We start from the raw sequence: 22,351 nt of genomic DNA, 5'->3' as shown, positions 1-22,351 counted from the left end.
GAAAATCGGTTAAGTTCCGCATACAAAACAGTCACTTGCGAAATTGTATACAAGTCGTGTTATTCGTCGGATTTCGATTGTCACGCTTCTTACGCAGCCTCAGGATCGGCGCCGTCATCCCTTTGAGGCTCCTCTATGAAGTTCTCCCAGATTCTCTTGTTGTCCCTTGGCCTGGTCAGTGGTTTTGCGTCTGCAGGCGGCACCACCGAAGCAGGTGTGGGCGGCGCATTAGGCGGGGTTCTTGGCTCGGTCGTCGGTCAGTCGTTAGGCGGCAATACAGGTTCCACCATCGGCGCAGCCTTGGGCGGCGCGGGTGGTAGTGCGGTCGGCGCCGACAAACGCAGCCGTGGCGAAGCCGCCATCGGCGGTGCGTTGGGTGCCGCCGGCGGTAACGTGGTTGGCCGCAGCATGGGCGGCACCACCGGCAGCCTGATCGGCTCCGCAGCAGGTGGCGGCGCCGGTGGCGCGCTGGGCAACTACATGGGCAACAAGAGCGATGACGACGATCGTCATTACGATCGCGGCCGTGACCGTCGCTACTATCGCGATGATCACCGTGGTCGCGGTCATGCCTATGGCCACCGCAAGCACCACAAGTACTATCGCCATCACTAAGGCGAGTGCTTGAATAAAAATCGCAGCCCGAGGGCTGCGATTTTTTTTGCCTGTTACACCACCAGGTATTCCAGTGCCTGCCGCAGTTCGGCAGGGATCGGCACCGGCTGATTGCTCGCCCGGTCGACAAACACATGCACGAAGCGCCCCGCTGCGCAGGCCTCGCTTTCGCCAACCTTGAACACCGCCAGTTCGTATTGCACCGAACTGTTGCCCAGTTTGCCGACCCACAGACCGATCTCGATCAGATCCGGAAAGGCGACCGAGGCGAAGTAATCACACGCCGAACTCACCACGAAACCCACCACGTCGCCGTCATGGATATCCAGACCACCGACCTGAATCAGGTATGTGTTCACGGCGGTGTCGAAGAAGCTGTAATAGGTAACGTTGTTGACGTGACCGTAGGCGTCGTTGTCGTGCCAGCGCGTGGTGATGGGCTGGAAGTGTGGGTAGTCGGTGCGTTGTGGCATGGGGTTGGACATGGATCAGCAATCCCTGAAAGTATTTTTACGAGTCTAATTGAAACCGTGGTGCCCCATTCGCGAGCAGGCTTGCTCCCACAGGAAAGCGAGATCCAATGTGGGAGCGAGCCTGCTCGCGAAGACGTCAGTACAGCCGCCAGGTCTTAACGATCTGAGAACCCCTTCCCCTGCGCCGCCAATTCACCTATCAACCGCGCCGGTTTCCACTGATCGCCCTGCCGGGTCTCCAGCGCTAACAGCCGCTGATGGATATCCGCCAGCCCTTGCTGATCCGCCCACGCCATCGGCCCGCCCTTGTCCGCCGGGAAGCCATAGCCATTCAGATAGACCAGATCGATGTCATGGGCCGATTCGGCAATGCCTTCCTGAAGGATTTTCGCGCCCTCGTTGACCAAGGCCAGCAGACAGCGCTCGAGAATTTCCTCCGGGCCGATTTCACGACGCTGGAAGCCCAAGCCCTCGCTGACCTGCAGCACCAGCGCATCGACCTCAGGATCATGCTCGGCCTGACGACTGCCGGGCTCGTAATGGTAGTAACCGTTACCGGACTTCTGGCCAAAACGGCCCAGCTCACACAAGCGATTATCCACTTGAACCTCTGGCGCCTCCTGGCCTTTGCCGGCCAGCTCGCGCGCACGCCATTCCAGATCGATGCCGACCACGTCGTACATGCGAAACGGCCCCATGGCAAAACCGAAACCCTGCAACACCGCATCGACCTGTTGTGGATAAGCGCCCTCAAGCAACATCTTGCGCGCCTCCAGCACATACGGATGCAGCATGCGGTTGCCGATAAAACCGTGGCAGTTGCCGGATACAACGCTGACCTTGCCCATTCGTTTGCCCAGTGCCAACGCCGCTTCCAGCGCAGCCGGAGAAGTCTGTGCCCCTCGAACGATTTCCAGTAATTTCATGATGTGCGCCGGGCTGAAGAAATGCAGGCCGAGCACCTGAGCCGGACGCTTTGTCGCTGCGGCAATCGCATCGATATCCAGCGCCGAGGTGTTGCTCGCCAGCAGTGCCTCAGGCTTGAGCAGGCCATCCAGCTCACGGAAAATCTTCTGCTTGAGCTCGAGATTCTCGTACACCGCCTCGATCACCAGATCAACATTGCGAATGGCCGCGTAGTCCGCCGCCGCACTGACTCGGGCAATGCGCGCATCGGCCTCGGCCTGATCAATCCGTCCCTGGCGCACGTTGTGCGCATAGTTGTCGGCGACGGTGGCGAGTGCCTGTTCAAGCATCTGTGGATTGTTGTCCACCCATTGCACTGCAACGCCGGCATTGGCCAGGCACATGACAATGCCACGGCCCATGGTGCCCGCACCGATCACGGCAGCCTGCTGAATATCGAAGGATGTCTGGCTCATGTTGTTCTCTTGTTGGCGATCCGAAGACAGATCCCAACCATAGTCAGCCCGCCGTGGTTTTTGAAGTTTATTACCGTGATGATCGACATTCAGCGGATGGATGCACCCTTGTAATAATCCCTTCCACATGGGTTTTGTGTTCAGTCGAGCAAATGGTTGTCCGCCCAGTTGCGCACTTCGGCGTAAGGATATTCCTCCAGCGCCGCATACCCGGAAATCGCCCGCGCCTTGAGCTTGGTAAAAAGCGGCACGCTGATCCCGCACAAAAACCGCGTGAGTCGCTCTGCGGTGGGAACACTGCCAGTGTGCTGCTCATGCCTGTGGATAAAATCGCCGCACAACGCCGCAAAGTTTTTATCCACAAGCGCCGGCAATTCCGGCGGCGCCGGCAACAGTGCGACATGCCCGTGACACACCGAACAATGCCCGCAATGCTCGGGCGCATTGTGATCGCCGAAATACTCGGCCAATCGATAACCCAGGCACCGTTCGGTGGCGAACACCTCGAGCATCGCGTGAATTCGCGCGACCTCGGTCTGTTCATGCCGGGTGAAGTAGCCATGCAACTCGCCGCTCAACACGTCACTGTCAAAATCGCTGTGCAGCAAGCTGTAGACCTCAGTCATCTGCTTGCTTTCAAGCTCGACCCAGCCCTTCTCCTGAAAGTAATCCAGTGCCGTCACCACCCGGTTGCGCTCCGCCGAATACTGCGCGTACATCGCGTCGAAATTCACCGTGGCCCAGGTGCGTGCGCGGCTTGAGGTCTGGATGAGCGCCGCGACGAAATCCCTGCGCTCGCCCTCGAATCGCTGAAGGATTGCCTCGGGCTCCAACAAATATTTAAAACGGTATTCGGCGTAATACGCATAACGCGGCGCAATCAAGCCGTGCAGTTCCAGTTGCACCAGCAATGTCTTCAGCGGCAACGAACGAATATTGCTTTGATCCGCCAGCGGCCCGAGCAAAAACTCCCACTGCCCTTCCGGCACGGAGGCTTTCAATTCATCGAGCACATAGCGAATGCCTTCGCGTTCCGGCGTGTCGCCGTAGACGAAGTTTTCCAGCACGTTGAGGCTGTCGCGATTGGCCAGCACCAGACAGTCCGAGGGCTGCCCGTCACGTCCGGCGCGACCGATTTCCTGACTATAGTTTTCGATGGATTTGGGCAGGTCGAAGTGCACCACATTGCGGATGTCACTCTTGTCGATGCCCATGCCAAAAGCGATGGTCGCGACGATGCAATTGGACTGCCCGGCCATGAAGCGTTTCTGGATTGCCTCGCGCTTATCGTGGGGCAAACCGGCGTGGTAGGCCTCGGCCTGAATACCATTGCGTTCGAGGTGTTCGGCGATGTGTTCAGCGGTTTTCTGCAGGGTCACGTAGACAATGCTTGGCTGACCCGGACGCTCACTCATCCACTCCACCAGACGCCGACGTTTGTCAGGACCCCGTACCGGTTCCACCAGCAGATTGAGGTTGGGCCGGTAAAAGCCGGTGGTCACAACGTCGTCAGCGGCGATGGCGAATTTGGCCTGCATGTCGACGATGACTTTCGGCGTCGCCGTGGCCGTCAGCAGCAAGGCCTGCGGGATGTTGAACTGGCGCTGATAGTCCGGCAGCTTGAGGTAGTCAGGGCGGAAATTGTGGCCCCACTCCGAGATGCAGTGCGCCTCGTCCACCACCAGCAACGAGATCGGCACTTGCTGCAAAAAGTTGCGGAAGCGCTCGTTCTTCAAGCGCTCCACGGAGATCATCAGGATTTTCAGTTCGCCCGACCGGGCGCGGGCCATCACGTCATTGGCATCATCGCGACTCTGCGCCGAATCAATGCTGCCCGCCGAAATTGCGTGGCGTTGCAGAAACGCCAATTGATCCTGCATCAACGCCAGCAACGGCGAAACCACCAGCGTCAGGTGCGGCAGCATCAGCGCCGATAATTGATAGCAAAGGGATTTGCCAGAACCGGTGGGAAAAATCGCTGCCGCCGAGCGCCCGGCCAGCACCGCGCTGATCGCGGCCTCTTGTCCGGGACGAAACTGTGGATAACCAAAAACCTGTTCCAGGGTGTTGTGCATTCGCTGTCACTCCTTTGACCGCTGCCATGCCAACAGCCTAGCGGGCAATCGCAGCGAGTCGAGAAAAGGTCGGGGCCAAATCGATTCGGAATGATACAGCGGATCCACCCGGTAGAAGGCAGGGGCGAGCCTCCTTGCGAAGAGGCCCGGCACAGCAATGCACAGTTTTCAGATCAGGGATGCAGAACCGCTACGCGCAGTTGCTCGTTCAACACCTGCTCATGCACGCCCTGGCTTTTGCTTGCCCACAGCGCATGGGCAGGGCTGATGTCGCCGGTGAACGCCGCCGCCAACTGACGCAGATCGGTGACACTGCGCACACGCGGGCAAAACGGTTGCCCGTCACAGTCCTGACTGGCGTTGCGATAGGTACTGAGCAACCGATCCCAGAGTCCCTCGCGCACTTGCCTGATCGACTTGAGGTGCACATGCGGCACGCCCAAGCGTTGTTTCAGATCAGCCTCATCCAGCGCTTCACTGGCCAGCAGGGCTTTGCCGAACATCAACACTTCGGCGCGCGATGCCGTGTCGAGATTTTCCTGAGTGCTGAGCGCGTCCGGCCACCCGGTACGATCCAACTGATCCACCGCCAGTGTATTGCCGAGTTCGGTCGCCATCGCAAACCGGCAACCGCTGGCCCACAGCAATACCATCGAGGCCGTTCGTAGCCAATGCATACCTAATTCCCTTTAAGCGCGTATCGGACGTTTGGAAACGTCCCACAGATTCTGGCGCGCACCATACAGAGGTTTGTCGAGAAACGCCTGATATAGCCGTAGGAAATTTCGCATCTAAGGGTTTTGCCTTGAAAGAGCCCTGAAAACGCGTAGGGCAAATGCCCGAACCCCGGAAAAACCCCTACGAACGCCGTCCATTTTGGCTCTCTTGTTCCGCCATTCTGCAGCCTTCTATAGTGGCCGGCGTGGCTGACAAATCGTATTCGCCGCCGGAGTGCCTTCGAAGGAAACGCCTCACCATGATCACCCGCTATCGCCCGCTCAAAACCTGTTACAGCGAAAACCCTGTCCTGCTCATTGACACTCAATCCAGCCATGGCGACTTGCTTGATGCCGCCGACCAACGATTGCGCGCAGCCAGCGATCTGCTGGAAACCCTTTACTGCATGTGTTTCCAACACGCCGATGCGAAAGACATCCCCAACATCGTCAATGCACTTTATTTGTTAGTGCAGGATGGTTGCGACCTGTTGGAAGTTGCAAAACACAAACACCCTGAATAGCTGCCTATACAAACCAGGAAACAACAGAACTCTTTATTTATCAACTCAACCAACACTAAGTTGTTTGCTCTTATATTTAACCAAGGGCAAAACAGCATGACAATTCTAACTATTTTCTTTTGCGGTACGGGTTCCAACAAGTTCGACACCGCTCATGAAAACTTTCACGACGGTGAGCTGGTTTCCACATTGGCCGGCAATCATGCCGGTCGCGAGTTTGCCGAATGGATCGTCGTCGACGGCCCCGGCAGCGGCAACCTGCAGGCCGACGACCTGTTCACCAAGAGCACGGAATACGGCCTTACCGGCACCTTGTTCGGCAAGGGCTGGGAAGAAAACGTGCAGCACGCCGTCAATGTCATCAAGGGCAAATGTGACTGGCAGCGCGAGCAACTGACCGAAGCCGAATACAACCGCCTGAAGGCCGCCGGTATTCCTATCGAAGATGTGAAAGTCGAAGGTTCGTGGTTCTGGCGTAAATATAACTACGGCGATCGCAGCGTTACTCAACAAAAACTGCAGGAACAAATAATCAAGACCTTCCGCAGCGGCGGCGTTATTCCAACCCAAGTCAATCTTGTAGGCTGGAGTCGGGGTGGCATTAGTTGCCACATGCTGGCCAACACCCTGTTAAAAGATCAACAACTTAAGCATATTCCGATCAATATATTTGCCCTCGACCCTGTGCCGGGTATCGGCAACTTCCAGGAAGAGCGCGTCAAACTCGGCGCCAACGTCAAAGAATATGTGGGCTTTTACGCTCGCGACGAGCGCTCCAAAGGCTTCAGCTGCGTCATCCCGCAAACCGCCCCGGGCACTAAAACCTCCATCTATCCCATGGCCGGCCGCCACGCGACCATGGCGGGTAATGCCACTGCCAGCGGTGGTGTTCCGCTTAACACCGACGACCTGAAAAGGCTGGTCGAACCTGGGCGCATCGTCCGCCACTTCGCAGAAACCTGCCTGAAGCGCTGGGGCGTTCAACTGAGCAAAACCCTGAACCTGACCGACGCCGATCTGAACCTCCTCACCGGCAATATCGCTCGCAATGAAGCGCTCTACCAACTGATGCATGGCCAGTCCTACACCTACTTCACCGAACTGGACAAAGGCGAGCGCTCGGTTTCGCTGGGCAGCAAAGGCGTGCCCTTCTCGACGGTGAAGGGCACGATCTATCAGCCGGCGACAGGGCTGGCGACGAGCCTGCTGGATATTTCGGCGTATGCGCATTTGCGTTGAAAAGTGTTGATCAAGCAGTAGGAACGTCCGGCGAAATCTTCGTCCGGTTCCTACAGGAGCAGACGCTTTGTCGCCTATCGGCGCTTGAGGGTGTGAACCTATAGTTGTGGCTGCCGCTGCTAATCAGCGGCTCGGGCTTGGTCACCCGTATTAGATGTGCATTCACAGTCGTTGTATGCTGCTGGCGCTTTTTTGTGTCAGCACGCTTTATGGCGGCTGTGTTCGGGACGCCTTCGGGCGTGCCGGTTGTGAATGCCTCATCGGTTGACCAACCCGAACGCAGTCCGCCACCTATCGCTTGGTCACGGTGGGTGCGGATTCTCATGACGCAAAACGAGGCAAAAAATAATGAAAACATGGAATCAATTCACCACCGATCGCTACCGCCCACTCGAATCCAACCTCACCGACACCAAACCCCTGATCATCGACACAAGCGCCAACCCCCAAGACATCCTCGAATGCGCGGTCCAGCGCCTGCGCGCGTCAAGCGACCTGCTTCGCACCCTCTATTGCCTCAACTTCAAACAAGCCGACGTCGAAGACATCCCCCACATCACTCACGCCCTCTATCTGCTGACGCAGGATGGCTGTGACCTGCTACAGGTTGCGCAGCAGCGGATGCTCAATTGGAAGGCGCCGGCGTAAAAATCTGCCACACCAAAGAGCATGAATGCTCGACAGCCAACGTCCAAAGCAGGAGTTGAAATTTGCAAACTACTATTGATTGCGTACGATGGGCGCCACTGTTCAGTCAAGGGCTCACCTTCATGACCAATGAAACTATCGATCACAGCACTCTCGCTCGCTTGATTGAAAATGGGTCCGTCAGCAGCATAAATATCGTCGCTCAACCGGGTGGCTGGTCGATTCATATTCAGCAGGGAAGCAGACAGTATTCGCTGGCAGCGCAGCGCAGTGGTCAGGTACGTCTGTTCAAACGGCTTGAAACACTGGTGAGCTATTTGCAAGGCTTGGGTATCAGCCGCTTTAGTGTGGATGCCTCCAGCTACGACCCGCTGCAACTGAAAACCTATGCCCGGCCGGATCGATCCGAAGCGTTGAAACAAGCTCATGACGCTGCTGCATACGAAGAATGGTTCAAGCAGCAGGTGCAAATCAGCATTGACGATCCAAGACCAAGCGTCAGCGATGAAGATGCTCGCCGAATATTCGCCGCCAAGCGTGATGCCTTGCGTCAACGAGCGCGCTGATGAAGTTAGTCTGGCGCCAGGAAGCGCTTGATGACCGAGACCGAATCATGAACCACATTGGTCAAGACAACCCTGAAGCGGCTGCGGATCTCGACGATGTTTTCGAATCAAAAGGGGAAGTCGCCCGACAGCGCCCGACGTTATACAGAAAGGGCAAACTTGAGGGCACACGAGAAATTGTCGCCGCTTCCAACTACGTCATCGTCTACATGCTTAGAGATGATTGTGTAGAAGTGCTTCGAATAATGCATGCTCGGCAGCAATGGCCGTGATGGCGGCAAATACATCGAAATTCAGTTCACCCACAAAAAAGCCGCCCCAAAGGGCGGCTTTTTCATTCACAACAAACCAATCTTACAACTTAGGCCCTGCAGCCTTGATCGCGTCGCTCACTTCGAACTTCTTGAAGTTCTCGATGAACAGACCGGCCAGTGCTTTCGCAGCCTCGTCGTACGCAGCCTTGTCAGCCCAGGTGTTGCGTGGGTTGAGCAGGTTGGTTTCAACGCCCGGTACGGCCAGTGGCACGTCGAGGTTGATGGTGTCGAGGTGTTCGGTGGCAGCACCGATCAGCGCGCCGCTCTGGATCGCTGCGATCACCGCACGGGTGGTCGGGATGTTGAAGCGCTTGCCAACGCCATAGCCGCCGCCGGTCCAGCCGGTGTTGACCAGGTAAACCTTCGAACCGAAACCGCGGATGCGCTTGATCAGCAGCTCTGCGTATTCGCCAGCCGGACGCGGGAAGAACGGTGCGCCGAAGCAGGTGGAGAAGGTCGACTTGATGCCGCTGCCCGAACCCATTTCAGTCGAGCCCACCAGCGCGGTGTAGCCGGACAAGAAGTGGTAGGCCGCTTGTTCTTCGTTGAGGATCGACACTGGCGGCAGTACGCCGGTCAGGTCGCAGGTCAGGAAGATTACAGCGTTTGGCTCGCCGCCCAGGTTCTGCTCGGAACGCTTGGCAACGTGCTCCAGCGGGTAAGCCGCGCGGCTGTTCTGGGTCAGGCTGACATCGGCATAGTCGGCGTGCTTGGCGTCGTCGATGACAACGTTTTCCAGCACCGCGCCGTGCTTGATGGCTTTCCAGATAACCGGCTCGTTCTTCTCGGAGAGGTCGATGCACTTGGCATAGCAACCGCCTTCGATGTTGAAGACAACGCCTTCGCCCCAGCCGTGCTCGTCGTCACCGATCAGGTAACGGCTTTCGTCTGCCGACAGGGTGGTTTTACCGGTGCCCGACAGACCGAAGAACAGGGTCACGTCGCCTTCTTCGCCGATGTTGGCAGCGCAGTGCATTGGCAGCACGTCAGCGGCCGGCAGCAGGAAGTTCTGCACGGAGAACATGGCTTTCTTCATCTCACCGGCGTAACGCATGCCGGCGATCAGCACTTTTTTCTGGGCGAAGTTGAGGATCACGCAACCGTCGGAGTTGGTGCCGTCACGCTCTGGCACGCACTCGAAGTTGGCCACGTTGAGCACTTGCCACTCTTCACGACCGGCCGGGTTGTACTGGGCCGGGTTGATGAACAGGCAACGACCGAACAGATTCTGCCAGGCAGTCTGGGTGGTCATTTTCACGGCCAGGTAGTGATCTTCAGCTGCGCCTACATGCACGTGGGAAACGAAGTGTTCTTGCGCGTTGTTGAACGCCTCGACACGAGCCCACAGCGCGTCGAACTTGTCGGCCGGGAACTTGCGGTTGATCGGGCCCCAGGCAATAGCGGCCTGAGTGGAAGGCTCTTCAACGATGAAACGGTCGACTGGCGAACGACCGGTGCGGTGACCGGTGCGAACAACCAGAGCGCCGGTATCGGCAAGCTCGCCCTCACCGCGATTCAAGGCTTCTTTTACCAGATCATCGACACTCAGATCGGTGTACACGGCGTTATTGGCTTGCGTCATGAGATTCCCCGTCGGCCAGTGGCCGAGTGTGCTCCAAACGTTTTGTAGTAGAAAGTCGTGCACTACTACCGCGACAAAAAGTGGGCCGGATTATGCCAGAAACGCCCAAAAAGAGTAGGGCCCTCCCGTCGTAACGGCGTAAATGCGCGTTTGAGCAGTGAATTTACCTGCGCTGAACCGTTTTAGTGCCGGGTGTCGGATGGCGTGTCGACACCTGCGCCGGCGAATAATTGAGCGATATCGGCTGCATCGAACAGGTAGCGCTCGTTACAGAACTGGCAATCGATCTCGACGGTGCCACCCTGTTCGGCGACCAAGGCTTGCGCATCTTCCAGACCCAGACTGACCAGCGCATTGCCCGAGCGTTCCCGCGAGCAACTGCAACGGAAGCGCAGATTCTGCACATCGAACAGACGCACCTGCTCTTCGTGGTAGAGGCGATGCAGCACGGTTTCGTTGTCCAGGCTGAGCAATTCATCGGCGCTCAGAGTGCTGGCCAGCGCGGTGATGTGCTGCCAGCTGGCGGCGCGATCTTCCTCGTCTTTCAGACGATCGGCGGGCAGTTGCTGCAGCAGCAGGCCACGGGCGCGGCGACCGTCAGCGAACAGCTTGAAGCGGGTGCCCACCTGTTGCGACATGACGAAATAGTTGGTGAAGCAGTCGGACAGGGTTTCGCCGTCGAGGTCGACGATGCCTTGGTAACGCTGACCGACATTCGGGTCGACGGTCAGGGCCAGAACGCCGTTTGGCATCAGGTCGGCGAGGGTTGCGTCCGCAGCAATCTGCTCGGCGTGATAACGCGCCAGGCCACGGATCTCGCGATCGCTGGAGCACTCGATCATCAGCATCGGAATCGGGCCTTCGGAGCGCGCCTGCAAAATCAGCAAGCCGTCGAACTTCAGGGTGCCGACCAGCAACGAGGCGGCCGCCATCAATTCGCCCAGCAGTTGCGCCACTGGCTCCGGGTACGGGTGCTTGGCGAGGACTTCGGCATAGCTGCGCTCAAGCGCCACCAGTTCGCCGCGGGTGTCGCTGTCATCGAAGATGAAGCGTTGGGTGAAATCGGTATCCGGTAGGTCGGTCATAGGTCTGGGTATCTGAATGTGGTGACAAAATGGTTACAAGACGTGAAAATTTGCGCTTCTTGGCACCCTTTTTTGGTGCCGACTGCTCTGCCATGGGAGGCATTTTATGAACAATCCGGGTTTGTTCCAATCTAGGTGGAACCTCGGCCGGCTGGTTCTCTGCAACGTAGTGCCATTAGCGCTACTGGCTTTCTGGTTATGGCCTACGGGCAACTCGCTGTGTGTGATTTTCGACGAGTGGCTGTTCCGCTCGCTCAATGCACCACTGGCCAGCAACCCCATATGGCTCCACATCTGGGCAATTGCAAGTCTGCGTCCGTTCGACATTGTCGTCGGCTTGATTCTGCTGACGCTGCTGATCAAGGGCGACTGGGTGTTCAAGGCAATTGACGTGCGCCGGGCTTTTTTCGGTTTTCTGTCGATCCTGTTGTTGATGGTGGTGATTCGCGCGCTGTTTTCCAAGTTCGCCGACTACATGGATTGGCAGCACAGCAGTCCGTCGATGGTGCTGGAAGGCGCGGTACACCTCAGCGACTACTTTCCGAATCTGGAAAAAACCTGGGAGCTGAAGGATCGCTCGAGCCAGAGCTTTCCGGGGGACCATGCTTCGGTGCTGCTTATCTGGGCGCTGTTCATGGGCGTGTTCAGCCGCACGGTTGGGCAGTTTTTGACGGTGTGGGGCCTGGCTGTTCTGTTCATGCTGCCGCGACTGGTGGCCGGTGCGCATTGGGGCCAGGACGATTACATCGGTGGTGTGCTGCTGGCGGTGTGGGCGTTGGGCTGGGGGTATTACACGCCGTTTGCTTATCACGCGGCGAATTTCTGGTTGAAGGTGACAGCGCCGATCTTCGCGTTGCTGGGCAAGTTGCCGGTGGTGTCGCGGATGAGTGTGATGCGTAGCGCCTGATACCGCGTCGCTTCCTGCGAGTGCTGCGCACTCGAATCGCCAGCAGGGCTGGCTCCCACATTGAAATGCGATCTCCTGTGGGAGCTAGCCCTGCTGGCGATGAGGCCAGCACAGACAGCGCATAACCTTCGCCGTTATTCGTCGTTGCTGCTGCCGCGAAACTTGAACAAATCCCGCCGCTGTTTCTTGCTTGGCTTGCCGTCGGTGCTCACGCCCAGCGCGCCCGCCTTGCGCATCGCCGCTGCCGCTTCACGCTTGGCGACACTCGCCTCAGTCTCGGCGTACAACGTCTGCGCCTCGGGCGCGCCGCGCCGGACAATCGACAACGCTTCAACCTTCACCGTACGCACTTCGAAACCAGTACGAATGTCGAATTCATCGCCAATGCGGGGCTCTTTGCCAGGCTTGCAGCGCTCGCCCCGACAATGCACCTTGCCACTCTCGATCGCCGCTTTGGCCAACGCGCGGGTTTTGTAAAAACGCGCGGCCCACAGCCATTTGTCGAGACGGACCTTGTCGTCTTCTTCGCTTTTTTGTGCCATTTGAATTCCTCGCTCAGCCAGTAGTCGGAACTGTACTACCGTTTCTGTCGGGCGCAACAACCCGCCCCCCAGATAGACTGTGATCTTGGCCGGTTCATCGGCACGGAGAGATCGAGTGACAAAATTTCCATCTTCATTAACCTCGCCCAAGGCCGGTTGCCAGGGCTGCCAGCAAAGCGAGCCGCTGGGCTTCGACTTTGCCTTCGCGTATCAACCCATCGTCGACCTGCGCGACCAATCGGTTTTCGCCCATGAGGCGCTGGTTCGTGGTGTGGCCGGTGAAGGCGCGTTCACTGTGTTGGACCAGGTTACAGAAGAAAATCGCTACCGTTTCGACCAGCTCTGCCGCACCCGCGCCATCGAAGGCGCGGCCCATCTAAATATGCAGACACACTTGTCGATCAACTTCATGCCCAACGCCGTCTATCGTCCAGAGCTATGCATTCGCAGCACTCTGGAGGCGGCAAAAAAACACAACTTTCCGATTGACCGACTGATTTTCGAAACGCTGGAAAGCGAGCACGTAGATAACTATCGCCATTTGACCAATATTCTGCGTGAATACCGCGAATTCGGCTTCAAGACCGCCATCGACGATTTCGGTGCCGGTTATTCGGGGCTCAATCTGCTGGCTGATTTCCAACCGGACCTGATCAAACTCGACATGGCGCTGATCCGCGATGTCGATCAAGACCGTGTTCGTCAGGCGATCGTCCGGGGGATTGTCACAATCTGTGCGGAGTTGGACGTTACAGTCATTGCCGAAGGCATCGAGAGCGCCGGTGAACGGGACTTCCTGGCGGACTGTGGAATATTTCTGATGCAAGGCTACTGGTTCGCCAGACCTGCATTCAAAGCGTTGGCCCAGGTTTCACCTGAGGCCTGGAAGCGTTAATCGTTGGTTTTTCCTATTGAAGACATTTGACCATTTGACCGTTGTCGGTCTGCGCGAGTGGGTGGCGCTTCCGGATTTGGGAGTCGCCGGCCTGCGGGCGAAAATCGACACCGGCGCCAGCACCTCGAGCCTGCATGCCACTGACATCGAACCGTTCGAACGTGACGGTGAAAAGTGGGTGCGGTTCACCGCGCACCTCGGCACGGTGGTGCAGTTGCGTCACCGCCGCTGCGAAGCGCCCCTGGTAACCCGCAAAACCATCAAGAGCTCCAACGGCCATGCGCAGGTGCGCTACGTGATCAGCACCACCCTGGCCCTCGGTGATCGGGTCTGGCCGGTCGAGTTCACCCTCGCCTGCCGCAAGTCCATGCGCTATCGCTTGCTACTCGGTTCCAAAGCCCTGATCGATGGCCAATTGGTGGTCAATCCGGGCATCAAATATGTACAAGACAAGCCGGTGTTCCCGGTATCTACCTCCTCCACAGGTGTTGCATGAAGATCGCTGTGCTGTCGCGGAACCCGCGTCTGTATTCCACCCGCCGTCTGGTCGAAGCCGGAACCGAGCGCGGGCATGAAATGGTAGTGATCGACACCCTGCGCGCCTACATGAACATCGCCAGCCACAAGCCGCAGATCCACTATCGTGGCAAACCGCTGGAAGGCTTCGATGCGGTGATTCCGCGGATCGGCGCGTCGGTGACGTTTTATGGTTGCGCGGTGTTGCGCCAGTTCGAAATGATGGGCGTGTTCCCGCTCAACGAGTCGGTGGCGATTGCCCGTTCGCGGGATAAATTGCGCTCGCTGCAACTGCTGTCGCGTCGCGGGATCGGTCTGCCGGTCACCGGTTTCGCGCACTCGCCGGATGACATTCCCGACCTGATCGACATGGTCAATGGCGCACCGCTGGTGATCAAAGTGCTGGAAGGCACCCAGGGCATCGGTGTGGTGTTGTGTGAAACTGCGACCGCCGCTGAGTCGGTGATCGAGGCGTTCATGGGTCTGAAGCAGAACATCATGGTTCAGGAATACATCAAGGAAGCGGGCGGCGCGGATATTCGTTGCTTCGTGGTCGGCGACAAAGTCATCGCGGCGATGAAGCGTCAGGCCAAACCGGGCGAGTTTCGTTCCAACCTGCACCGTGGCGGCAGCGCGAGCCTGATCAAGATCACCCCGGAAGAACGCATGACTGCATTGCGTGCGGCGAAGGTCATGGGCTTGTCGGTGGCGGGTGTGGATATCCTGCGTTCCAATCACGGACCGCTGGTGATGGAAGTGAACTCGTCGCCGGGGCTGGAAGGGATCGAGACCACCACCGGCAAGAACGTGGCGGGGATCATCATCGAGCATCTTGAGAAGAATGGCGGGCCGAATATGACCCGGACCAAAGGCAAAGGCTAAAAGTCAGCTTCGAGCGGCAAGCTTCAAGCGGCAAGTAAAAAACGCTTTTTGCTTGCAGCTTGCCGCTTGAAACTCGTCGCTGCTTCTATACCGCATCGCGCGGCAACATCAACCCCAGCGGCAACCTTACCCGCGCCTCCAGTCCACCCCCGGCGCGATTGCGAAGTTCGACATTGCCGCCATGCATCGAGGCAATCCGCTTCACAATCGCCAGGCCCAAGCCAGTGCCCTTGCCTCCCCGCGCACGATCGCCTCGGGTAAACGGGTTGAAAATCGCCTCAAGCTCCGAAGGATCAATCCCCGCCCCTCGGTCCATCACGCTCAACACTACATACGGCGCGCTGACGTCACCGGACACATACGCCGCCACTTCAACGTGACCGCCGGCATGGTTCAAGGCGTTGCCAATCAGGTTGTTGAGCATGCGTTTCATCGATACCCGACGCAGCGGAAACGGCTGGATCGGCTCAAGGCGCAAGCGCACTTTCTCTTCGTTCTGGTTGTACGGCGCCGCGACTTCACGCACCAGATCGCTGAGATCGACCTCTTCCACGGACTCGTCACGACCATCACGAATGAACGCGAGGAACTGGTCGAGAATCGCATCCATGTCTTCGATGTCGCGCACCATGTCGTCGGTCAGGTCATTGCGGTCGCCCATCAACTCCAGCGACAGCCGCAGACGGGTCAACGGCGTGCGCAAATCATGGGAAACCCCCGCCAGCATCAACTCACGCTCGCGTCCGGCCTGTTCGACGTCTTCCGCCATCTGGTTGAAGGCGCGATAAACCTCGGTCATTTCGCTCGGCGTATCGCTGATCGGCAGGCGCACGCTGCGGCCCTGACCGAGTTGCCGGGCGGCATAGACCAGACGCTTCAAAGGCTGATTGAGCTGACTGACGAAGATCCACGCCGAGGCAGTCGAGAGCAACCCGATGGCGAGGAACCAGCCGAGCACGTTCCAGATTTTCTGGCCACGCAACGGGTGCGGATACAACGGCACTTTCAGCCAGCCATCACCGAGGCTTGGCGCGCGCACCCACAACGCCGGCGGCGAGTGCATGCGCAAGCGCACTTCGGTGTCGGCACCCAGCTCCGCCTGCATCTGCCGCTGGTAGATTTCGCTGTACGGCCAATGCTGCTCGCCTTCTGGCACGCCGGCACCGACCACCCGGATCAGGGTCGCGGCATCAGCGATCTTCGCGCGGTTTTCTTCGTCGGCAGCCCAATAGGCGCGCAGCGTCAGGGCGACTCCATGGCTGTATTGACGATCCACCAGCACGTCCTCGTTCATCAACAGATAAACCAGGGTCAGCGCCTTGGAAAACAGCACGACGATGAGCACCAGCCAGAGGGTGCGGGAGAAAAAGCTTTGGGGGAACCAGACGGGGGTTTTCATGAATAACCGCTACACACTTGCAGGAGCGAGCAATGCTCGCATATTGCGGATTGCGAGTCTGCGGACCGGGTCATTCAACCCGGGCCCGACAGACCCGCTCCTACAAATCGCCGATCACTTGGTGGCGGCGCCATCCGGTACGAACACGTAGCCCACGCCCCAGACAGTCTGGATGTAGCGCGGCTTGGATGGATCAGGCTCGATCATCCGGCGCAGACGGGAAATCTGCACGTCGATGGAACGCTCGAGGGCATCCCACTCGCGGCCACGGGCCAGGTTCATCAGCTTGTCGCGGGTCAGTGGCTGACGCGCGTTCATCACCAGAGCCTTGAGTACCGCAAACTCACCGGTGGTGAGCATGTGCACTTCGTCGCCGCGTTTCAGTTCGCGGGTGGCCAGCGACAACACGTAATCACCGAAGGTGACGTTTTCGTCTTCGCTGCCCGGCGCGCCTGGCACCGGTGCGGCCTGACGACGCAATACCGCTTTGACCCGCGCCATCAGCTCGTCCGGGTTGAACGGTTTGGCCAGATAATCGTCGGCGCCCAGTTCCAGGCCCTTGATGCGGCTGATCTCATCACCCTTGGCGGTGAGCATGATGATCGGGATCTGATTGTTCGCCGCACGCAAACGGCGGCAAGCGGTCAGGCCGTCTTCGCCCGGCAGCATCAGGTCGAGGACGACCAGATTGAACACTTCACGGGACAACAGACGATCCATCTGCTCGGTGTTCGGAACGGTACGGGCGCGGTAGCCCTTGCTGACGAAAAACCGTTCCAGCAGGCTGCTCAGCCCCGGATCGTCGTCAACGATGAGAATTTTTTCGCCTTCAGCAGTTTGTGCAGTGCTGCTCATTGGATGCTCCTTTTAGCTCGGCGCGCATTATGGCGTAGCTGCCGTTATACGCACCGTGTGCATTGTTAGCAGATTTTTCCTTCACTGCCAGAAAACCGGGGTTTATGCCTACAGACTGCATCGCCCCCGAATGACAGAACGCTGGTTATAATGCGCGGCGTTTTGTGCCAGGCAACGTCTGAATCGTTACCGCAGGTGGCCGGGATTTTTTCCGGGCTTGCGCAGTAATTGTTCGATTTAACGGGTCAATGGTCTGCCTTTCGACCCAGGCAGCGGCAATTTTCTAGCCGCTCAACCAGACTCCGGGCCTTTATTTGCGCGCCTGTGAGCCTGCTTTCACAATATGTCAGGTGGTTTTATGGACAGCATCAACAGCCGCATTGCCGAGGAACTCGGTGTACGCCCACAACAGGTCGAAGCGGCCGTCGCGCTACTCGATGAAGGCTCAACCGTTCCCTTCATCGCCCGTTACCGGAAAGAAGTCACCGGCAGCCTCGATGACACCCAGTTGCGTCATCTGGAAGAGCGCCTGCGCTACCTGCGAGAACTCGACGAACGGCGCATCAGCATCCTCGCCAGCATCGAAGAGCAAGGCAAACTCACCCCTGCCCTCGAGCGCGACATCAAACTCGCCGACACCAAAACCCGCCTCGAAGACTTGTACCTGCCGTACAAGCAGAAGCGCCGCACCAAGGGCCAGATCGCCCTGGAAGCCGGCCTCGGCGACCTCGCGGATGGCCTGTTCAATGACCCGAACCGGGCCCCGGAAACCGAAGCCGCGCGCTTCGTCGACGCCGAAAAAGGCGTGGCCGATGTGAAAGCTGCGCTGGAAGGCGCGAAATACATCCTCATGGAACGTTTCGCGGAAGACGCCAGCCTGCTGGAAAAACTGCGTAACTACCTGAAACAGGAAGCCACCCTCAGTGCCCGCGTCATCGCTGGCAAGGAAGAAGAAGGCGCCAAGTTCCGCGACTACTTCGAACACGACGAACCGCTGAAAAGCATGCCGTCGCACCGCGCGCTGGCAATTTTCCGTGGCCGCAACGAAGGCATCCTCAGCTCCGCGCTGAAAGTCGGCGACGAACTGCCGGGCACCATGCACCCGTGCGAAGGCATGATCGGCCAGCAATTCAACATCCAGAACCAGAACCGCCCGGCCGACAAATGGCTTGGCGAAGTGGTGCGCTGGACGTGGAAGGTCAAGCTCTACACGCACCTGGAAACCGACCTGCTCGGCGAACTGCGTGACGGCGCCGAAACCGAAGCGATCAACGTCTTCGCCCACAACCTGCACGACTTGCTACTGGCCGCCCCGGCCGGCCCGCGCGCAACCCTCGGTCTCGACCCGGGCCTGCGTACCGGCTGCAAGGTCGCCGTGGTTGATTCGACCGGCAAGATGCTCGACCACGCCACGGTTTATCCGCACGTGCCGCACAACAAGTGGGATCAGACCATCGCCATTCTGGCCGCCCTGTGCGCCAAGCACTCGGTTGATCTGATCGCCATCGGCAACGGCACCGCCAGCCGTGAAACCGACAAACTGGCGATCGAGCTGATCAAAAAATACCCAGCCATGAAGATGACCAAGGTCATGGTGTCCGAGGCCGGCGCATCGGTGTACTCGGCGTCGGAACTGGCGGCCAAGGAATTCCCGGACCTGGACGTGTCGATCCGTGGCGCGGTATCGATTGCCCGCCGTCTGCAGGATCCACTGGCTGAACTGGTGAAAATCGATCCGAAATCCATCGGTGTCGGCCAGTATCAGCACGACGTTTCGCAGCTGAAACTGGCGCGCGGTCTGGACGCCGTGGTTGAGGATTGCGTGAACGCCGTTGGCGTTGATGTGAATACCGCCTCCGTAGCGCTGCTGGCCCGCATCTCCGGCCTCAACGCGACCCTGGCGCAAAACATCGTTGCTCACCGCGACGAACATGGCGCGTTCAAAACCCGTGCAGCACTGAAGAAAGTCGCGCGTCTGGGCGAAAAAACCTTCGAACAGGCGGCCGGTTTCTTGCGCGTGATGAACGGCGACAACCCGCTGGATTCGTCGGCCGTTCACCCGGAAGCTTATCCGCTGGTGCAGCGTATCGCCGCTGAAACCGACCGCGACATTCGCTCGCTGATCGGCGACGCAAGCTTCCTCAAGCGTCTGGATCCGAAGAAGTTCACCGACGAAACCTTCGGTCTGCCCACCGTCACCGACATCATCCAGGAACTGGAAAAACCGGGCCGCGACCCGCGTCCGGAGTTCAAGACTGCGGAGTTCCAGGAAGGTGTTGAAGACCTGAAAGACCTGCAACTGGGGATGATCCTTGAAGGCGTCGTCACCAACGTGACCGCGTTCGGCGCATTCGTCGATATCGGCGTGCATCAGGACGGCCTGGTGCACATCTCGGCGCTGTCGGAGAAGTTCATCAAGGATCCGCGTGAAGCGGTGAAGGCCGGCGACGTGGTGAAGGTGAAAGTCATGGAAGTCGATATCCCGCGCAAACGCGTCGGTCTGTCGATGCGCATGGGCGACACCCCGGGCGAGAAAATCGACGGTGCCCGTGGCTCGCGTCCGGGCTCGGCCCAGCGCCAGCCGTCGAACAACGCGCCGCGCAAGGAAACCGCGACCGCCGCACCGGTGAACAATGCAATGGCCTCGCTGTTCGCCAACGCCAAGCAGTTGAAGAAACGCTGATGGACATTCCGGCCGGGCTCGTCGAGAGCGCGTTTTTCAAGCTGTTGGGCTGCCGCCTGCACAGCCTGGAAACCGGGGTGGCGCAAGTCGCCCTGGTGCTGGAACCGGAACTGCGCAATCGCGGCGGCAAATTGCACGGTGGCGCGCTGTTCAGTCTGGTCGATATCGCCATGGGGCTGGCCTGTTCCAGCACCCACGGTTTCGATCAGCAGAGCGCGACCATCGAGTGCAAGATCAACTATATCCGCGCCGTTTCCGACGGCGAGGTCATGTGCACGGCGCGGGTGATTCACCCGGGCCGCCGCACGTTGGTGGTCGAAGCCGACGTGATGCAAGGCGACAAACTGGTCGCAAAAGCACAAGGCACGTTCGCTGTCCTGTAGCTAGACGCCATCAATTTGAGTTAATTTCGGCGCAACGAATCCTGTGGGAGCGAGCCTGCTCGCGAAGAGGGTGTATCAGCAATGCAGATGTTGGCTGACACACCGCCTTCGCGAGCAGGCTCGCTCCCACAGGGATTGTGCAGTTCCTGACTGACCGGCAAATGGCCTGCCGCTACAAAACCAGGCGATAACGCCAGTTTCAACTTCACCCTTGTAGACCGTCCTGCCCACCCCCATATTGGGGCGACTGACGCGTGAAGGAATCCAAATTGAGCGAACTTCTCAACCGCCGCCTGGCTCTGCTCGGCGAGCGCGCTAACCTCTCTCTGCTCGAGCAGTGCCTGCACGGTATCGAACGTGAATGCCTGCGCGTGACCAGCGAAGGTCGCCTGGCGCAAACGCCGCACCCCGAAGCCTTGGGTTCCGCGCTGACCAACGAACAGATCACCACCGACTACTCCGAGTCGCTGCTGGAATTCATCACGCCCGCCCTGCCGGATCCGGCTGATACGCTGGCGAGCCTGGACAAGATTCATCGTTTTGCCTACAGCAAACTCGGCAACGAGTACCTGTGGAGTCCATCGATGCCGTGCCCGTTGCCGGCCGAGGAAGACATCCCGATCGCCTACTACGGCACCTCTAACATCGGTCAGCTCAAGTACGTCTATCGCAAGGGTCTGGCCCTGCGTTACGGCAAGACCATGCAGTGCATCGCCGGGATTCACTACAACTTCTCCCTGCCGGAAAAGCTCTGGCCGCTGCTGCGCGAAACCGAAGGTTTTGTCGGCACTGACCGGGATTTCCAGTCAGTCTCCTACATCGCACTGATCCGCAATTTCCGTCGCTACAGCTGGCTGCTGATGTATCTGTTCGGTGCCTCGCCGGCGCTGGACGCCGGTTTCCTGCGCGGTCGTTCGCATCAGCTGGAACAACTCGATCCAGACACCTTGTATCTGCCGTACGCGACCAGCCTGCGCATGAGCGACCTCGGTTACCAGAGCAACGCCCAGGCCGGTCTGACGCCGTGCTACAACGATCTGTCGAGCTACACCGACAGCCTGCGCAAAGCCGTGGCCACGCCGTACCCGCCGTACGTTGAAGTCGGCACGCACAAGGACGGTGAGTGGGTGCAGCTCAACACCAACATCCTGCAGATCGAAAACGAGTACTACTCCAACATCCGCCCGAAACGCGTGACCTACACCGGCGAGCGGCCGATTCAGGCGCTGGTGGCCCGTGGCATTCAGTACGTCGAAGTGCGTTGTCTGGACATCAACCCGTTCCTGCCGATGGGCATCGACCTGACCGAATCGCGTTTCCTCGATGCGTTCCTCCTGTACTGCGCGCTCAACGACAGTCCGTTGCTGACCAACACGTCCTGCGGCAACGCGACGTCGAACTTCCTCAGCGTGGTCAAGGAAGGTCGTCGTCCCGGCCTGCAATTACAGCGTGACGGCGAGTCGGTCGAGATGAAGACCTGGGCTGCCGAGCTGCTGGAGCAAATCGCCCCGCTAGCGGCGTTGCTCGATCAGAGCCATGGCGGCGATGCCCACAGCAAGGCGCTGGATGTGCAACTGGCCAAGGTCAGCGACCCGTCCCTGACACCGTCCGCGCAAGTGCTAGCGGAGATGGCTGAGCATAAGGAAAGCTTCGCGCAGTTCTCGCTGCGTCAAAGTCAGGCGCATGCGGAGTTTTTCCGTCGCGAGCCTTTGGCGGCGGATGAGCAGGCGAAGTTTGAGGAATTGGCGCGTACTTCTCTGGCAGCGCAGGCTGAGCTTGAGCAGAACGAAGTGGGCGATTTTGATGTGTTTGTTGGGTCGTATCAGGCGAGTATTCTGGCGATCAGTAATTAAAAGTTGTCGGTAAAAAGATCGCAGCCTGCGGCAGCTCCTACACTTGATCGTTCCCACGCTCCGCGTGGTAACGCCTCAAGGGACGCTCCGCGTCCAGGTGACGCGGAGCGTCACCGGCTGCATTCCCACGCAGAGCGTGGGAACGATCTGCACCACCGATCTCACCCAGCTCTTAGATTTTTCCGCTCATAAGCTCATTCGAAAAAGTTATTTATTT

Annotated in this window: 22 protein-coding genes; 13 read left to right on the top strand and 9 right to left on the bottom strand. The window is 58.7% G+C overall.

The window, feature by feature from the left end; all coding sequences use genetic code 11:
- Positions 1-135 precede the first annotated feature (135 nt).
- Positions 136-615, top strand: coding sequence for a glycine zipper domain-containing protein (locus tag AC3Y64_RS01405; protein ID WP_489986185.1), 480 nt, complete (start codon positions 136-138; stop codon positions 613-615).
- A gap of 53 nt (positions 616-668) precedes the next feature.
- On the opposite strand, the gene AC3Y64_RS01400 is transcribed toward AC3Y64_RS01405, so the two are convergent.
- From AC3Y64_RS01400 to AC3Y64_RS01385, 4 genes are all read right to left on the bottom strand, one after another.
- The gene (locus AC3Y64_RS01400; protein ID WP_489986184.1) at positions 669-1,100 is read right to left on the bottom strand and encodes an acyl-CoA thioesterase; all 432 of its coding nucleotides are present in this window, start codon (positions 1,098-1,100) and stop codon (positions 669-671) included.
- A 143-nt stretch (positions 1,101-1,243) separates the two neighbouring features.
- Complete coding sequence (locus tag AC3Y64_RS01395; protein WP_489986183.1) at positions 1,244-2,470, bottom strand: 3-hydroxyacyl-CoA dehydrogenase; 1,227 nt, start codon at positions 2,468-2,470, stop codon at positions 1,244-1,246.
- A 140-nt stretch (positions 2,471-2,610) separates the two neighbouring features.
- Positions 2,611-4,545, bottom strand: coding sequence for a RecQ family ATP-dependent DNA helicase (locus tag AC3Y64_RS01390; protein WP_489986182.1), 1,935 nt, complete (start codon positions 4,543-4,545; stop codon positions 2,611-2,613).
- Between the two features lie 173 nt (positions 4,546-4,718).
- Positions 4,719-5,222 (bottom strand): polysaccharide deacetylase, encoded by a 504-nt coding sequence (locus AC3Y64_RS01385; RefSeq protein ID WP_489986181.1) that lies wholly within the window; start codon positions 5,220-5,222, stop codon positions 4,719-4,721.
- 299 nt (positions 5,223-5,521) lie between these two features.
- Here AC3Y64_RS01385 and AC3Y64_RS01380 point away from each other — a divergent pair, with 299 nt between their 5' ends.
- The 5 genes from AC3Y64_RS01380 (at position 5,522) to AC3Y64_RS01360 (ending at position 8,510) form a co-directional block, all read left to right on the top strand.
- Positions 5,522-5,785: a hypothetical protein gene (locus AC3Y64_RS01380; RefSeq protein ID WP_489986180.1), complete on the top strand. Its 264-nt coding sequence runs from the start codon at positions 5,522-5,524 to the stop codon at positions 5,783-5,785.
- A 96-nt stretch (positions 5,786-5,881) separates the two neighbouring features.
- Complete coding sequence (locus AC3Y64_RS01375) at positions 5,882-7,024, top strand: hypothetical protein (protein WP_489986179.1); 1,143 nt, start codon at positions 5,882-5,884, stop codon at positions 7,022-7,024.
- A 348-nt stretch (positions 7,025-7,372) separates the two neighbouring features.
- On the top strand, positions 7,373-7,672 hold the full coding sequence (locus AC3Y64_RS01370) for a hypothetical protein (RefSeq protein ID WP_489986178.1): 300 nt from the start codon (positions 7,373-7,375) through the stop codon (positions 7,670-7,672).
- A gap of 122 nt (positions 7,673-7,794) precedes the next feature.
- The gene (locus tag AC3Y64_RS01365) at positions 7,795-8,238 is read left to right on the top strand and encodes a hypothetical protein (protein WP_489986177.1); all 444 of its coding nucleotides are present in this window, start codon (positions 7,795-7,797) and stop codon (positions 8,236-8,238) included.
- The gene (locus AC3Y64_RS01360; protein WP_489986176.1) at positions 8,238-8,510 is read left to right on the top strand and encodes a type II toxin-antitoxin system RelE/ParE family toxin; all 273 of its coding nucleotides are present in this window, start codon (positions 8,238-8,240) and stop codon (positions 8,508-8,510) included. The genes AC3Y64_RS01365 and AC3Y64_RS01360 overlap by 1 nt, the downstream gene beginning before the upstream one ends.
- 82 nt (positions 8,511-8,592) lie before the next feature.
- Here AC3Y64_RS01360 and AC3Y64_RS01355 read toward each other — a convergent pair whose 3' ends face one another.
- Both AC3Y64_RS01355 and hslO read right to left on the bottom strand, forming a co-directional pair.
- Positions 8,593-10,134, bottom strand: a complete 1,542-nt coding sequence (locus AC3Y64_RS01355) for a phosphoenolpyruvate carboxykinase (protein WP_008080486.1) — start codon at positions 10,132-10,134, stop codon at positions 8,593-8,595.
- A 182-nt stretch (positions 10,135-10,316) separates the two neighbouring features.
- Complete coding sequence (gene hslO, locus AC3Y64_RS01350) at positions 10,317-11,219, bottom strand: Hsp33 family molecular chaperone HslO (RefSeq protein ID WP_489986175.1); 903 nt, start codon at positions 11,217-11,219, stop codon at positions 10,317-10,319.
- A gap of 106 nt (positions 11,220-11,325) precedes the next feature.
- On the opposite strand from hslO, the gene AC3Y64_RS01345 reads away from it, so the two are divergent.
- Complete coding sequence (locus tag AC3Y64_RS01345) at positions 11,326-12,126, top strand: phosphatase PAP2 family protein (protein WP_489986174.1); 801 nt, start codon at positions 11,326-11,328, stop codon at positions 12,124-12,126.
- 134 nt (positions 12,127-12,260) lie between these two features.
- On the opposite strand, the gene AC3Y64_RS01340 is transcribed toward AC3Y64_RS01345, so the two are convergent.
- Entirely contained in the window at positions 12,261-12,668 is a 408-nt protein-coding gene (locus AC3Y64_RS01340; protein ID WP_158955242.1) for an RNA-binding S4 domain-containing protein, read from the bottom strand.
- Positions 12,669-12,783: 115 nt separating this feature from the next.
- Between AC3Y64_RS01340 and rimA the strand changes: the two genes are divergently transcribed.
- Genes rimA through rimK form a run of 3 tightly spaced genes read left to right on the top strand, consistent with a single transcriptional unit; the run spans position 12,784 to position 14,961 of the window.
- Positions 12,784-13,563: a S6 modification regulatory phosphodiesterase RimA gene (gene rimA, locus AC3Y64_RS01335; RefSeq protein WP_489987913.1), complete on the top strand. Its 780-nt coding sequence runs from the start codon at positions 12,784-12,786 to the stop codon at positions 13,561-13,563.
- Between the two features lie 16 nt (positions 13,564-13,579).
- Entirely contained in the window at positions 13,580-14,059 is a 480-nt protein-coding gene (gene rimB, locus AC3Y64_RS01330; RefSeq protein WP_007917936.1) for a retropepsin-like aspartic endopeptidase RimB, read from the top strand.
- Positions 14,056-14,961, top strand: a complete 906-nt coding sequence (rimK, locus tag AC3Y64_RS01325) for a 30S ribosomal protein S6--L-glutamate ligase (RefSeq protein ID WP_007952690.1) — start codon at positions 14,056-14,058, stop codon at positions 14,959-14,961. Before rimB ends, rimK begins: the two co-directional genes overlap by 4 nt.
- 85 nt (positions 14,962-15,046) lie before the next feature.
- Here the strand turns inward: rimK and AC3Y64_RS01320 are convergent, their stop codons facing one another.
- Positions 15,047-16,360 carry an ATP-binding protein gene (locus AC3Y64_RS01320; protein ID WP_489986173.1) on the bottom strand — a complete coding sequence of 438 codons (1,314 nt, stop codon included), beginning with the start codon at positions 16,358-16,360 and terminating at the stop codon, positions 15,047-15,049.
- A gap of 114 nt (positions 16,361-16,474) precedes the next feature.
- A complete protein-coding gene (gene ompR / locus AC3Y64_RS01315; protein ID WP_008080479.1) occupies positions 16,475-17,215 on the bottom strand; it encodes an osmolarity response regulator transcription factor OmpR in 741 nt (246 codons plus the stop codon).
- A 358-nt stretch (positions 17,216-17,573) separates the two neighbouring features.
- On the opposite strand from ompR, the gene AC3Y64_RS01310 reads away from it, so the two are divergent.
- The 3 genes from AC3Y64_RS01310 to gshA all read left to right on the top strand — a co-directional run bounded on the left by AC3Y64_RS01310 (position 17,574) and on the right by gshA (position 22,134).
- Positions 17,574-19,898 (top strand): Tex family protein, encoded by a 2,325-nt coding sequence (locus AC3Y64_RS01310; RefSeq protein ID WP_489986172.1) that lies wholly within the window; start codon positions 17,574-17,576, stop codon positions 19,896-19,898.
- Positions 19,898-20,281 carry a PaaI family thioesterase gene (locus AC3Y64_RS01305; protein WP_158955248.1) on the top strand — a complete coding sequence of 128 codons (384 nt, stop codon included), beginning with the start codon at positions 19,898-19,900 and terminating at the stop codon, positions 20,279-20,281. The genes AC3Y64_RS01310 and AC3Y64_RS01305 overlap by 1 nt, the downstream gene beginning before the upstream one ends.
- A gap of 269 nt (positions 20,282-20,550) precedes the next feature.
- A complete protein-coding gene (gene gshA, locus AC3Y64_RS01300) occupies positions 20,551-22,134 on the top strand; it encodes a glutamate--cysteine ligase (protein WP_489986171.1) in 1,584 nt (527 codons plus the stop codon).
- Positions 22,135-22,351 lie beyond the last annotated feature (217 nt).

It is taken from the genome of Pseudomonas sp. 4CAES_32.4 (assembly GCF_058136335.1).
This window is presented reverse-complemented; position numbering and strand designations above follow the sequence as displayed.